Genomic DNA, 14480 nt, shown 5'->3' with positions numbered 1-14480 from the left:
GATAATAGTTCATGATAGATAGGCATTATCTATTTATTAAGGTCTCGGCCTATATGAATTTGTATTTCAAAATAATGGTTGACAGTCTTTTGAAGCGATAGGTAGAATAGAAGGTGTCTGATTCTGAGAATCATTATCAGAAAAGGGCCGATTTATTTAATTTTTTTATTGCTATTTGAGAATAAATTTCATTTCATTAAATTAAACATATGTTGTTGGTTAGGATGGTTGAGGGATGGAAGCGAGCGCAAGGAGTATAGAACAGCAAGATGTGAATGTTAAAGAGATTAAGAGCAGGCCGCTCATTGCCTCTATTATTTTAGTAGCAGGTACAATTTTGTTAGCTTTAAGCATGGCACTGTCTATTTCGTTTGGTGCTGCAGATATTAGTTTAAAGACTGTATGGCAAGCTGTATTTCAGTTTGACGGTTCTATTACGCATCATAATGTAATTCAAGAACTTCGCATGCCTAGAGCAATAGGGGGCGTAGTAGCAGGTGCCTTTTTAGCGGTATCAGGAGCAATTATGCAAGGTATGACGCGAAATCCACTTGCATCCCCATCGTTAATGGGGATTACAGATGGGGCTGTATTTGGAATTGCAATTATGTATGCATTCTTCCCTAATTCACCTTATTTAATGTTCGTTATCGCATCTTTTATTGGTGCTGCGTTTGGAGCGAGCATTGTATATGGAATTGGATCTTCTTCACCAGGTGGATTAACGCCTGTGAAATTAGCTTTAGCGGGTGCCGCGATTAGTGCTTTATTAGGGGCCATTTCATCTGGAATTGCGCTATATTTCAATCTTGCCCAAGAGGTAAGTATGTGGAATGCAGGCGGAGTTGCTGGAGTGAAATGGGAAAGTATTAATATGTTAGTACCGATTGGTCTAGTTTGTCTCTTCATTGCAATTATGATGTCGAGGTATATTACAATTTTAAGCTTCGGTGAAGAAATTGCGATTGGACTTGGTCAAAATACGACATTAATTAAATTTATCGGGACAGTACTTGTTCTTGTGTTAACAGGTTCGGCAGTTTCTATGGCAGGATCGGTTGGATTTGTTGGTCTTGTCATCCCACATATGACTCGTTTCCTTGTAGGCTCAGACTATAGATGGGTTATTCCATGTTCTGCGGTCTTAGGCGGGCTGTTAATTGAATGTGCAGATATGTTATCTCGCGTTATTAATCCGCCGTTTGAAACGCCAATTGGAGCAATTACAGCGCTAATTGGGGTTCCATTCTTCCTCTACTTAGCACGTAACGAAGGGAGAGGAAAAATGTGAGGACAAGTGTCTTAACAAAAAAGAACGTTTCGGTTTTAACAATTTTAGTAGGATTAATCGTTACTGTATTTTTAGTGAGTTTAAATACAGGGACATTTAAAATACCGCCAATGGACGTATTAAAGTCATTGGTTGGACTCGGGGCTGAAGATCAGTCTGTTATTTTATTTGAATTCCGTATGCCGCGTATGGTCATTGCTATATTAGTTGGATCTGCTTTAGCTATGTCAGGTGCGATCTTGCAAGGGTTATCACGAAATCCACTTGCTGATCCAGGTATTATCGGTATTAACGCTGGAGCGGGATTAACAGTTGTTATCTTTGTCTACTTTTTCTTCGGGAAAGTAGGAACTGGTACATTTTTATCTGTATTCATTCTTCCGTTCTTCGCACTAGTTGGAGCGATATTAGCAGCTGTTATTATTTATTTACTAGCATGGAAAGACGGCGTTTCATCTACTCGATTGATACTTGTGGGTATCGCTGTTGCAGCCGGGTTTGGTGCTGTTAGTTTAATTTTTTCTATGAAGATGACATCTAACGATTTCCGCTTTGCTACGATTTGGTTAGCAGGAAGTCTTTGGGGCACAGATTGGAAGTTCGTGCTAAGTGTCCTTCCATGGATGGTTATTTTCTTGCCACTAGCTATTAGTAAAGCACACATACTAAATGTAATGAACCTAGGCGACTCTACAGCAGTTGGTCTTGGTGTAAACGTAGAAAAGGAAAGACGTAAATTATTATTTATTGCAGTTTGTTTAGCAGGTGCATCTGTCGCTGTTGCCGGAGGAATTGGTTTTATCGGTTTAATGGCTCCCCATTTAGCGAGGCGCCTTGTTGGTGGGAAACATCAAATTATGCTGCCTACAGCTGCACTAATAGGAACGTTTTTACTTTTATTCGCAGACGTAATTTCAAGAAGTGTGTTACCAACTTCAGAAATACCGGTCGGTCTTGTTATTTCTGTAATTGGTGCACCGTATTTTATATACTTACTTATGAGGACAAAGTAAAGGGAGGCTTTTTGTATGGCAACTTTAGCAGTTGATGCGGTATCTGTTGGCTATAATGAAGGGTTAATTATTGATGGATTAACAGTTGAAATTCCGGAAGGGAAAATTACAACAATTATTGGACCAAATGGTTGTGGAAAGTCCACATTATTAAAAACGGCTTCTCGTATTTTGAAAGCAAAAAAAGGTACTGTTTATCTTGACGGAAAAGCAATCGAGAAACAACCAACGAAAGAAATCGCAAAGAAAATGGCAATTTTACCACAGACTGCAGAAGTACCAACTGGCCTTACTGTATTTGAACTCGTTTCATATGGACGCTTTCCTCATCAAAAAGGATTTGGAACGTTGAAAGAAGAGGATTATCGCTACATTCATTGGGCACTTGAAGTGACGGGAATGACAGAATTCGCAAATCGTCCAGCAGAGGCATTATCAGGTGGGCAACATCAACGCGTATGGATTGCGATGGCTCTTGCACAAGGGACAGAATTACTCGTATTAGATGAACCGACAACGTACTTAGATATGGCCCATCAATTAGAAGTATTAAACTTATTGAAAAAGTTAAATGAAGAAGAAGGTAGAACGATTGTTATGGTTATCCATGACTTAAACCATGCTTCTCGTTTCTCAGATCATATGATTGCATTAAAAGCTGGTAAGTTAATGAAACAAGGAACGCCAGATGAAGTGATGACGAGTGAAACACTTCGTAATGTATTTGAGATTGAAGCTCAAATTGTTCCATGTCCAGTAAACTGTAAGCCAATTTGTTTAACGTATGATTTAGCGATGATTAGTAATCAATTGCGTAAAAAAGCATAAGTAGAATCCCCCTCGTAAAGAGGGGGGGCTTCTAATGGACGTTGAGCTTCTTATTAGTAAATAGGAAGTTGAACACCCGTTAGAACGGGGGCATAAGCAACAATTAATCAATATATATTTATTAATTGTTAACCTTGTTTCTTATAGTTCACTGTAACTTATAAGAGAAATACAGCTAGAAGGAGTGGGAACATGAAGAATTTTAAAATGGCGTTATTAGCAATGGTACTAGTCGTTACTTCTGTACTATTTGCAGCTTGTTCTAACAAAGAAGAGAAGAAAGCAGATGCGAAGGATGCGAAGACTGAAGAGCGCACTGTACAACATGCAAAAGGGGAAATTAAAATCCCTGCAAATCCCAAGAAAATTGCTGACCTTAGTGGTTCAACAGAAGAATTATTAATCTTTGGTATGAAACCAATTATTACTGCTAATACATCTCAAGAAAAAATTGATGCACATATTGAAAAGAAATTAAAAGACGTAAAACCAGTTGGTTCTGCTTGGGGAGATAAAATTAACATCGAAGCAGTAGCTGCTGCAAAACCAGACTTAATTCTTGTAAATAATCGTCAAGAAAAGATTTATGATCAATTATCTAAAATTGCACCAACAGTTATGTTAAAAACTCCATTAGACCAATGGCGTCCAAAATTCGAAGAAGTAGGTCAAATCTTCGGTAAAGAGAAAGAAACAAAAGAATGGTTCAAACAGTATGACGAAAAAGCAAGCAAATTACATGACAAAATCGTTGCGAAAACTGGCGATGCTAAATTCATGAAAATGGCTGCATATCCAAATGCTTTCCGTGTATACGGTGACTACGGTTACGGTAGTGTAATCTTTAATGATTTAAAATTACCAGCAGTTAAAGGTACACCAACTGATAAACCGTTAGTACAAGTACAAAAAGAAGCTTTAATCGATTACAACCCAGATTACTTATTCGTATTTACGACTGGTGACGGTTCTCAGCGCCTAAAAGAATTCCAAGAAGAATCAATTTGGAAAAATATGAACGCTGTTAAAAACAACCACGTATTTACAATTAAAAACGAAGAATTAAACAAAGGTTACTTCCCACTAGGTAAAGAAATGATCTTAGATGAAGTTGCTGAGTTCGTTTTAGGGAAATAATATATAAAAAGAGATCACTTTTACCCCGGTAAAAGTGATTTTTTCTTTATATAAGGGCAATTAATATAGTCTTTCATTTCTTTCTGTTTCCTATTTCGTTTATAATATATAGTAAGAATGCAGTAAAGAAAGGGGGATGTCGGAAAGTGGTATATTTAAACGACAAACTCAGCGAAACAAAAGTGTTTAAAGACCCGGTACATAAATATGTGCACGTGCGCGATCGTGTTATTTGGGATTTAATCGGAACGAAAGAATTTCAACGCTTGCGCCGTATTAAGCAGCTTGGAACGACATTTTTTACATTTCACGGTGCAGAGCATAGTCGCTTTACTCATTCGTTAGGTGTATATGAAATTATTCGTCGTATGATTGATGATGTGTTTGATGGCAGACCGAATTGGAATGCTGAAGATAGATTGTTATGCTTATGTGCGGCATTGCTTCATGATGTCGGTCACGGTCCGTTTTCTCATTCGTTTGAAAAAGTATTTTCATTAGACCATGAGAAATTTACGCAAAAGATTATCGTTGGAGATACAGAAATTAATCGTGTATTAAGTCGTGTGGATAAAGATTTCCCACAAAAGGTAGCCGATGTAATTGCGAAAACATCTACTAATAAATTAGCGATTAGCATGATTTCCAGTCAAATTGATGCAGATCGCATGGACTATTTATTAAGAGATGCGTATTTCACTGGCGTAAAGTATGGAAACTTTGATATGGAACGTATACTGCGCGTTATGCGTCCGTACGGAAATCAAGTAGTTATTAAAAATAGTGGTATGCATGCTGTTGAACATTATATTATGAGTCGTTATCAAATGTACTGGCAAGTATATTTCCATCCAGTAACACGCAGTGCTGAAGTTATTTTAACGAAGATTTTACACCGTGCAAAATCATTGCACGAGAAGTACTATACATTTAAGAATCATCCGGTTCATTTCTATTCTTTATTTGAAGAAGAAGTAACAGTAGAGGATTATTTAAAGTTAGACGAGAACGTTATGTATTATTACTTCCAAGTATGGCAAGACGAAGAGGATCCAATTTTAAGTGATTTATGCCGTCGTTTTATGAATCGAAACCTATTTAAATATGTAGAGTTTACAGATAAGCACGGTTTAGATAATTGGATGGAATTAAGTAGCTTATTTAAAAAGATTGGACTCGATCCAGAATACTATTTAGTAGTTGATTCAACATCAGACTTACCGTACGACTTTTACCGTGCTGGTGAAGAAGAAGAACGTCTACCAATCTTACTTCTTATGCCAAATGGAGAACTTAGAGAGCTTTCACGTGAATCGGATATTGTTGAGGCGATTACTGGTAAGAAGAGAAGGGATCAAAAGCTATTCTACCCGCATGATTTAATCTATGAAGATGGAAGAAAAGGAAAATATAAAGAGAGAATCATCGAGTTACTCGAAGGCAAAAAATAAGAAGCAGCTAAAAGCTGCTTCTTATGAAAGAACTTGAAATTATTTGTCGCTTAAGCGTTTTCCGCCAACTGCATAATGGTTTTTAGACATTTCTTCGATGAAAACAACGATGTTTTCTTCAGGAGCACCAGTTGTTTCGCTTACTGCTGCTGTTACTTTCTCAGCAAGAGCTTTCTTTTGTTCCTCTGTGCGTCCTTCTAGCATTTTCACTGTTACGTATGGCATATATAATCGCTCCTTTTATGTAAGTTACACTCTTATTATAGCGGATTATGTGGAAGAACAATCAAAAAACAAATAATTTCTTTTTTTGACATATTGAAGAGGAGATGAAGCATGGATCAGTTATTTAGATACCCGTTGCACCAAATTCCTTTGGTAGCAATGGCCATTATTATCGCATTATCAGTGCATGAATTTGCGCATGCATATGTAGCATATAAATTTGGAGACGATACAGCAAAGAGACAAGGGCGCTTAACTTTATCGCCGATGGCACATTTAGATCCTATCGGGATGATTGCTGTATTAATTCTTGGTTTTGGTTGGGCGAGACCAGTTCCTGTTAACCCATATAACTTTAAAAGACCTCGTCTTGCAGGTATATTAGTTTCAATTGCAGGACCGATTAGTAACTTAATTTTAAGCGCAATCGGTTTAATTATTTGGTATAGCTTATTAACATTTGGTGTATTAGACTCAATTCCATTTGCAGTAGCAGATACGCTAGCTCAATTTTTCCAGATTTTTATTATGTTGAATATCGTTTTACTTGTCTTTAACTTATTACCAATCCCGCCACTTGATGGATATCGCGTAGTGGAGGATTTAGCACCAACAAATATTCGTGCGAAAATGACACAGTATGAAAAATACGGGGCAATTGCTTTATTAATTCTAGTTATTACACCGCTTAGCAATTACACAATCCAACCTATTTTTAATGTTGTCATTCCATACGTATTTGCATTTTTAAACAGTATTATTGCGCCTATCTTTGGCCTTTTATAATCATTAAGTGAGGAGGAATTTACATATGACAGAGAAAAAGAAAAAAATCGGTTTTAATATCGTGAAAAATGATTCAACAGATGGACATGGTGGTTTTGGCGTTGGGGCATTAAGTCTAGAAAACATTTCACCTGTATTTGTCGATGTACTAGAGAAAACAGCATTTGTTGATATCGGTGCGATGCATGCACGTAGTACAGTAGAAAAAGGTATTAAGTTTTTAACAAATAAAGATGAAGTTCCAAACGGAAAACCATACTGGCTTGTATGGGTAACGATTGAAAGAACAGCAACAGGTGCGTATTACGCAGGTGTAACAGCTTGTGAAATGACAGTTGACCGTGAAATTCGCCGCGGATATAAGTCACTTCCAGAGCACGTAAACAAAATGGATAAATCATTGAAGCGTCACATTATGGTTGAACATATGGACGAATCATCTAAAAAAGTACTTGGTACATTCTTAAAAGAACATAATGAAGCGATTTGGAACGAGTCTAGCGAAGAATTGCGCCGTGCATTATTAAGTGAATAAAAGAAAAGGATGTCTCACTAGTCGATTGTTGACTAGTGAGACATCCTTTTTATTTTGGCTTGTTGTATGAAGATATATCGATGATTCGACTAGGAGGCTATTCCACGTTCAGTGAAATAGCTTGATATTCTACCAAGGAAGATATTTTTTCCACCAACTTGTTTTTTTCTTTTCTTCAGTTGTCTTTTCAAATTCCTCTTTATCATCAACGTGATCCATACAATATTCAGTTGGTTCTGTACCTTTTGCAAAATACATTTTCACTGAAATTGGACAATTTTTTGTAGCGATTTTCCCGTTTTCAGGGTTAATATCGACTGCAACGACGTCACTTGGTTGTTTAAACTCTTTTTTAGGCTGTCCATCTAAGCCTTTCTCCATCGTATCAGTCCATATTCTTTTCGCATAGCCTTGTTCTGCTACGTTTGAAATTGATTTAGGTTGATCATATCCAACCCATACGCCAGTTACGAGTTGCGGGGTAAACCCAATCATCCAACTATCTGTTTCGGTAGAACCAGATTTTCCGGCATAGGTTCTTGATAGTTTAGATAACATTGATTGACCAGTTACAGCAGCATAACTGCTTAGTTTTTTATTAAACATGCCTGTCATCATTTCTTCCATCACAAATGCTTTGCTCTTATCAAGAACTTGTTTACTCTCCAAATGAGCATCGTATAAAATATTTCCTTCATGATCCATAATGCGGCGAATGAAAATAGGTTTTACTTCTTTTCCCCCGTTTGCGAACATGCTATAAGCGTTAACCATTTCAATTGGTTTTACAGGAGATGTACCGAGCGCGAGGGAAGGGACATCTTTTAATGCACTTTTAATGCCGAATTGCTTCGCTGTCTTTGTAAGAATGTCTTCGCCTAAAAATAAATTAGTCTTCACGGCATATACGTTATCAGAGACCGCAAGAGCTTGCGCCATTGTTACAAAATCGTCTGCATAATAGTCTTTATAGTTTTTCGGTTTATACTTTGAAACACCGTCACCTAAAGTGAACACGGTGTATTCGCTTTTTAAGCGCGTAGCAGGGGTGAATCCTCGTTCTAATGCCGCATAATATAGAAATGGCTTAAATGTAGATCCAGGCTGGCGAGCGGCCTGTGTAGCCCTGTTAAATTGACTTGTATTATAATCAGTTCCACCAACAAGGGCAGCTACTTCACCTGTTTTTGGATTCATAGAGACGAGCGCAGTTTGTATGTTTGTCGTGTCAGGTATGTGGTCTTTTACAGCTTGTTCTGCAACTGATTGTAATTTTGGGTCTAGCGTTGTATAAATACGCAAGCCGCCTTTTTGTAAGGCTTGCTCATCTAATCCGACATCGCGAAGAAGAGAAGCTTGTACAGCATCTTGGAAATAAGGCGCAACCTCTGCGACTTTTTTCGTATCTAATGAAGCGAAAGTTAGTGATTCTTTCTTTGCTGAAGCTGCTTGTTTCTTCGTAATATAGCCTTGTTCTACCATTTCATCTAATATAAGAGATTGTCGTTCTTTCGCACGATCTTTTTTTAAAAAGGGAGAGTAGACACTAGGTCCTTTTGGTATACCCGCGAGCATACTAGCTTCCGCTAATGTTAATTCTTTTGCTGTTTTATCAAAATATAGACGGGACGCAGCTTCGATTCCATAAGCACCATGCCCGTAATAAATTGTATTTAAATATCCTTCTAAAATATGATTTTTATTATAATTCACTTCAAGACGGATTGTGTACATTGCTTCTAATAGTTTACGTTTCCACGTTTTATCATGATCTAAGTATAGGTTACGGGCATACTGTTGTGTAATCGTACTAGCACCTTGGACTTTTGCCATCGCTTTTAAATCAGCAACAATGGCACCAGCAATACGCTTCATATCAAAGCCATGATGTTTGTAGAATCGTTGATCTTCGATAGATAGTGTTGCCTCTTTTACATAAGGAGAAATTTCATTGAGAGATACATTGTAGCGTTTTTGTACCTGATTACTTTGTCCTATAACAGTGTCATCATTAGCGTAAAAGACACTTGTTTGCGGGACAGCAACAGGAGGAGGTCCCATAATTTTTGCAACTATAATAATAACAAAAAAGGAGAAAACGAAAAAAAGAACAGAAGAAAACATTACGGTGAAGAAAAGACGTTTATATTTTTTAAGTTTTGGATTCATAGTTTGATCCATCTTTTTCAGCCCCTCATTCATACAAACATTATTGTATTAGTATTGAGGGTTTTCGATTATTTTAAACAATGAAATTTCGAAAATAAAGAGCTCCTTCAATTAAGAAAGGAGCTCAAATGCACGTGCTGGCCAATCGGTAATAATGACATCTACGCCATAATCAATCATAGTTTGCAAATCTTTGTATTCGTTAATTGTATAAGGGCGGAAAACGTACCCTTGTTTTTGCGCTAGTTGAACAAATTCCTTTGTTAGTAGTTGAAAGTTTGGATGTAAACCAGTTGCTTCTCTAGTTTTCGCTTCAGCGATAGGATCAGCAAGTGGTGTATCATATAAAATTGCTCTTGGGATTTCAGGAGCAATTTCTGCTAATAATGAAACAGAGTCGTGATTAAATGAAGAGAATACAATTTGATTAGAAAGATGATATTCTCGAACGAGAGCAACAACTTTTTCTTCAATGTTTGGATAGTGAATGACATCTGTCTTTAACTCAATGTTGAGCTGTAACTTTGTTGTAGATAACCAAATGAATACTTCGCGTAACGTTGGGATTTTTGCTTCATGGAAAGAAGGATCTTTATGGCTGCCGGCATCTAAAGCTTGTAACTCTTTTACCGTTTTTTCAGAGACAAGACCTACATCATTCGTTGTACGATCGACTGTTTCATCGTGAATTACGACAAGTTCACCATCTTTTGATAGGTGGACATCAAGTTCAATGCCATGGGCGCCGATGCGTTCAGCTTCTTGGAAGGCAATCATCGTATTTTCTGGATGTGTTCCTTTTACGCCGCGATGAGCGAAAATAAGTGGTTTACTCATGTGAAATTCTCCTTATCATTTCTTTTCTTTCATTATGAAACTGCTTTTGAAAAAATACAATTTAATATGACAAACATTTACAAAAGTCTAACAGTTGCACAAAAGTTAACGTTAACGTAAAATGTAATAATCGAGTGAAGGGAGGAATAAACATGTATAAGATTGATGAAGTTACAAAGCAAGTTGGTTTAACAAAACGTACACTTCGTTATTATGAGGAAATTGGTTTAATTCATCCCCCAGAACGTAGTGAGGGGAACATTCGCCTGTATACAGACGAAGATATCGCTAGAATTAAAAGAATTGTGGAAGCGAAAGAAGTGTTAGGGATTACGCTTCAAGAAATGCAACATTTTTTATCGTTAAAAGAAAGAATGGAGCAAAGAAGAAATAGTGAGAATCCCCGTGATCGTGAAGTGATTCAAGAAATTAAAGAGATGCTTGAAAAACAAGTGCAAACGCTAGACGAGAAAATGGAGCAAATGCAGCGTGTAAAGGGAGAACTTGAAGACAGCTTACATCGTGCAGTGACATTTTTAGAGAATACAAAAGGAGAGTAATCAAAATGGAGAGCAAACAAAAACTAGGGAGATTGATTACAGTGTTGGCTACTTTCCTTGCCTTTTCAGGTATAGGGGTAGTCGATCCAATTTTGCCAATTATTGCTGAAAAGATTGGTGCATCGCATTGGCAAGTAGAGATGTTATTTACAGCGTATATTTTAACGATGGCAATTATGATGTTACCAGCTGGAATATTTGCATCGAGATTTGGTGATAAACGAATGATGACAATCGGTCTTGCGATCGTGACTGTATTTGCGTTTATATGCGGTATATCGCAAACGATTGCTCAGTTATCTCTTTTCCGCGCTGGATGGGGATTAGGGAATGCGATGTTCTTCGCAACGGCGATGACTTTATTGATTGCATTAAGTAAAGAAGTTCATGAAGCAGTAGGGTTATATGAAGCAGCTATCGGTCTAGGAATGGCAGGTGGACCATTATTAGGTGGGATATTAGGTGGACATTCTTGGCGTTACCCATTTTTTGCGACGAGTATTTTAATTTTCTTAGCATTTATTTTAGTTTTCTTCTTTGTGAAAGAACCAGAGCGAAAAGTGAAGCGTAAAGCGGCAGGCGTAGGAGAATTACTTAACCTGGTGAAGTATAAGCCGTTTATGCAAGGCGCCATTTCAGGAATGTTATACTACTACGGATTTTTCGTTGTGTTAGCATATTCACCACTTATTATGCATTTATCTGCTATTCAATTAGGTTTTGTATTTTGTGGATGGGGACTCGCGTTAGCTTACGGTTCTGCAATTTTAGCACATAAGCTAGAAGGGAAATATGAGCCGAAAACATTGTTGAAAGGCAGTTTACTCGTATTTGCGCTATTCTTAATTGCACTATTCTTCGTGAAAATTATGTGGTTACAAATTGTATTAATTGTTCTATCAGGATTAGCATCAGGATTAAATAATGCATTATTTACAAGTTATGTAATGGATATTTCACCTTATGAAAGATCTGTTACATCTGGTGTTTATAACTTCGTTCGTTGGTTAGGTGGCGCAATTGCTCCCATTTTATCAGGGATTATCGGCCACGCTGTTTCACCGCAAAGTCCATTTTTAGTAGGTGGGATTGTTGTATTAGTTGGTTGTGTAATGATTTTAATTCCGATTCGAAAACAGGTAGAAGTAGAGAGAAAAGCCCTTTCTTAAGAAAGGGTTTTCTTTATATGTATATGTTAGAACCCTCTGACTAAAATATATTTTCGGTATTTTTGTACTTTTAACTATACATTTTGGATGTTTTGTTTTATTTTTGTTAGGGGACATTAATGATGTCCCTATTATAAATTTGCATTGAAAGGCGTGATTGTACGATGGAACTATGGTTCACTGAAAAACAAACAAAACATTTTGGGATTACGGCGCGTATTAACCGCACATTACATACGGAGCAAACAGAATTCCAAAAACTTGATATGGTCGAAACGGAAGAGTTCGGAAACATGCTTATTTTAGATGGCATGGTTATGACAACAGAAAAAGATGAGTTCGTTTATCATGAAATGGTAGCGCACGTACCTTTATTTACACATCCAAACCCTGAAAACGTATTAGTTGTAGGTGGCGGCGATGGCGGTGTTATTCGTGAAGTGTTAAAACACCCAAGCGTAAAGAAAGCAACTCTTGTTGAAATCGATGGAAAAGTAATTGAGTACTCTAAACAGTACTTACCATCAATTGCAGGTGCATTAGATAATGAGCGTGTAGAAGTAAAAGTAGGAGACGGTTTCCTACATATCGCAGAAAGCGAAAATGAATATGACGTAATTATGGTAGATTCTACTGAGCCAGTAGGACCAGCAGTAAACCTATTTACAAAAGGCTTCTACGCTGGAATTTCAAAAGCGTTAAAAGAAGATGGTATTTTCGTTGCACAAACGGACAACCCTTGGTTTACGCCAGAACTAATTACAACTGTGTTTAAAGATGTAAAAGAGATTTTCCCAATTACTCGTTTATACACAGCGAACATTCCAACTTACCCAAGCGGTCTTTGGACGTTCACAATCGGATCTAAAAAACATGATCCATTAGAAGTAAGTGAAGAGCGTTTCCACGAAATCGAAACGAAATACTACACAAAAGAATTACACAATGCAGCATTCGCATTACCGAAATTTGTTGGCGATTTAATTAAGTAAGAGAATCGCACGGAACAAATAAAGTGTAAATAGCTCATTTAAGGTGTTTGTCCAGAAGACTTGAACATGCTAGCTATTTACACTTCTGTAAAGAAAATTGTCTTCTTTGTATGAAATAGAAGACCCGGTAAATCGAGAAAGAGGAGCAACTCGCTCCAAATTTGAGAAATAATGAAAGGTTGGGATACCTTAAGTTCCACATAAGGAGGAAAAGAATATGCGTTTTGATGAAGCTTATTCAGGTAAAGTATTTATTAAAAGTCATCCAAGTTTTGAAGAGTCGAAGGTAGTTATTTATGGGATGCCTATGGATTGGACAGTAAGTTACCGTCCGGGATCTCGTTTTGGCCCTGCACGTATTCGTGAAGTATCAATCGGTCTTGAAGAATATAGTCCGTATTTAGATCGTGAACTAGAAGAGGTAAAATATTTTGATGCGGGTGATATCCCATTACCATTCGGAAACGCACAGCGCAGCTTAGACATGATTGAAGAATATGTATCAAAACTTTTAGATGCCGATAAGTTTCCACTAGGTCTCGGCGGTGAGCACTTAGTGTCTTGGCCAATTTTTAAGGCAATGGCAAAAAAATATCCGGATTTAGCAATCATCCATATGGATGCTCATACTGATTTACGTGAATCGTATGAAGGGGAGCCTTTATCCCACTCTACACCAATTCGTAAAGTGTGTGATTTAATTGGTCCGGAAAACGTATATTCTTTCGGAATTCGTTCTGGAATGAAGGAAGAATTTGAATGGGCGAAAGAAGTAGGTATGAACTTATATAAATTTGACGTATTAGAACCGTTAAAAGAAGTATTACCGAAACTTGCAGGACGCCCAGTCTATGTCACAATCGACATTGATGTATTAGACCCAGCTCACGCTCCAGGAACAGGAACGTTAGAAGCTGGTGGTATCACATCTAAAGAATTATTAGATTCCATCGTAGCAATTGCAAATTCAAATATAAATGTAGTTGGAGCAGACTTAGTAGAAGTAGCTCCTGTCTACGACCATAGTGATCAAACACCAGTCGCAGCAAGCAAATTCGTGCGGGAAATGCTGCTCGGTTGGGTGAAATAAAAGTGAAGCCGACTGTTTAGACCCGGTGACTAAGGTTCTTTCCTGCAAAAGGTGCTTTTTACCTTTTGGCAGGGAAGGTTCTTAGACGCAAGGATCTAGGAGGCGTAACTGGATAGTAATAAAAGCGGAATCGGCTCGCCCAGAATGTGAGGGGGATGGAGCTTCAGACATAGAGGCGTTTTTTGCCTCGAAGGAAGAAGCGAAGCCACCGATTATTCTAGCCGCTGCAGCTAGATAAAATAAGAGTCTCCTATGATTAGGGGGCTCTTATTTTGTCGTTATGTGTCGGTAAGTCGATATATTTAAAAAACCGCTGATATAATTCGAGTTACGCTGATATATTTAAAAAATCGCCGATATAATTCGAGTTGCGCCGATATAATTGAAAAACCGCTGA

The 14480-nt window shown here is 37.5% G+C and carries 14 protein-coding genes; 11 read left to right on the top strand and 3 right to left on the bottom strand.

Annotation, left to right across the window (positions count from 1 at the left end; all coding sequences use genetic code 11):
* Positions 1-235 precede the first annotated feature (235 nt).
* The 5 genes from ACTFR9_RS18170 (at position 236) to ACTFR9_RS18150 (ending at position 5720) form a co-directional block, all read left to right on the top strand.
* Complete coding sequence (locus tag ACTFR9_RS18170; protein WP_000388276.1) at positions 236-1291, top strand: FecCD family ABC transporter permease; 1056 nt, start codon at positions 236-238, stop codon at positions 1289-1291.
* On the top strand, positions 1288-2304 hold the full coding sequence (locus ACTFR9_RS18165; protein ID WP_001260776.1) for a FecCD family ABC transporter permease: 1017 nt from the start codon (positions 1288-1290) through the stop codon (positions 2302-2304). Before ACTFR9_RS18170 ends, ACTFR9_RS18165 begins: the two co-directional genes overlap by 4 nt.
* Before the next feature lie 15 nt (positions 2305-2319).
* Positions 2320-3132, top strand: coding sequence for an ABC transporter ATP-binding protein (locus ACTFR9_RS18160; protein ID WP_440049008.1), 813 nt, complete (start codon positions 2320-2322; stop codon positions 3130-3132).
* 192 nt (positions 3133-3324) lie between these two features.
* Positions 3325-4269 carry an ABC transporter substrate-binding protein gene (locus ACTFR9_RS18155; protein WP_000787743.1) on the top strand — a complete coding sequence of 315 codons (945 nt, stop codon included), beginning with the start codon at positions 3325-3327 and terminating at the stop codon, positions 4267-4269.
* Between the two features lie 146 nt (positions 4270-4415).
* Positions 4416-5720, top strand: coding sequence for an HD domain-containing protein (locus ACTFR9_RS18150; RefSeq protein WP_000262739.1), 1305 nt, complete (start codon positions 4416-4418; stop codon positions 5718-5720).
* Positions 5721-5759: 39 nt separating this feature from the next.
* Here the strand turns inward: ACTFR9_RS18150 and ACTFR9_RS18145 are convergent, their stop codons facing one another.
* The gene (locus ACTFR9_RS18145) at positions 5760-5945 is read right to left on the bottom strand and encodes a 2-hydroxymuconate tautomerase (RefSeq protein ID WP_001147171.1); all 186 of its coding nucleotides are present in this window, start codon (positions 5943-5945) and stop codon (positions 5760-5762) included.
* A gap of 111 nt (positions 5946-6056) precedes the next feature.
* On the opposite strand from ACTFR9_RS18145, the gene ACTFR9_RS18140 reads away from it, so the two are divergent.
* Positions 6057-6731, top strand: coding sequence for a site-2 protease family protein (locus tag ACTFR9_RS18140; protein ID WP_000372461.1), 675 nt, complete (start codon positions 6057-6059; stop codon positions 6729-6731).
* A 25-nt stretch (positions 6732-6756) separates the two neighbouring features.
* On the top strand, positions 6757-7266 hold the full coding sequence (locus tag ACTFR9_RS18135) for a YwhD family protein (RefSeq protein WP_000136688.1): 510 nt from the start codon (positions 6757-6759) through the stop codon (positions 7264-7266).
* A 129-nt stretch (positions 7267-7395) separates the two neighbouring features.
* Here the strand turns inward: ACTFR9_RS18135 and ACTFR9_RS18130 are convergent, their stop codons facing one another.
* Positions 7396-9447, bottom strand: a complete 2052-nt coding sequence (locus ACTFR9_RS18130; protein WP_000372994.1) for a transglycosylase domain-containing protein — start codon at positions 9445-9447, stop codon at positions 7396-7398.
* 99 nt (positions 9448-9546) lie between these two features.
* Positions 9547-10272 (bottom strand): glycerophosphodiester phosphodiesterase, encoded by a 726-nt coding sequence (locus tag ACTFR9_RS18125; RefSeq protein WP_000042763.1) that lies wholly within the window; start codon positions 10270-10272, stop codon positions 9547-9549.
* Positions 10273-10424: 152 nt separating this feature from the next.
* Here ACTFR9_RS18125 and ACTFR9_RS18120 point away from each other — a divergent pair, with 152 nt between their 5' ends.
* The 4 genes from ACTFR9_RS18120 (at position 10425) to speB (ending at position 14083) form a co-directional block, all read left to right on the top strand.
* On the top strand, positions 10425-10832 hold the full coding sequence (locus ACTFR9_RS18120) for a MerR family transcriptional regulator (RefSeq protein WP_000276568.1): 408 nt from the start codon (positions 10425-10427) through the stop codon (positions 10830-10832).
* Positions 10833-10837: 5 nt separating this feature from the next.
* Positions 10838-12001: an MFS transporter gene (locus ACTFR9_RS18115; RefSeq protein ID WP_000444218.1), complete on the top strand. Its 1164-nt coding sequence runs from the start codon at positions 10838-10840 to the stop codon at positions 11999-12001.
* 164 nt (positions 12002-12165) lie between these two features.
* The gene (gene speE, locus ACTFR9_RS18110) at positions 12166-12993 is read left to right on the top strand and encodes a polyamine aminopropyltransferase (RefSeq protein WP_000424696.1); all 828 of its coding nucleotides are present in this window, start codon (positions 12166-12168) and stop codon (positions 12991-12993) included.
* A gap of 217 nt (positions 12994-13210) precedes the next feature.
* Positions 13211-14083, top strand: coding sequence for an agmatinase (gene speB / locus ACTFR9_RS18105; protein WP_001209831.1), 873 nt, complete (start codon positions 13211-13213; stop codon positions 14081-14083).
* Positions 14084-14480: the final 397 nt, after the last annotated feature.

The organism is Bacillus cereus group sp. MYBK222-1, from assembly GCF_051916425.1.
Taxonomy (GTDB): Bacteria; Bacillota; Bacilli; order Bacillales; family Bacillaceae_G; genus Bacillus_A; species Bacillus_A paranthracis.
The sequence above is the reverse complement of the archived record's forward strand: the minus strand, read 5'-3'. Positions and strand labels throughout refer to the sequence as shown.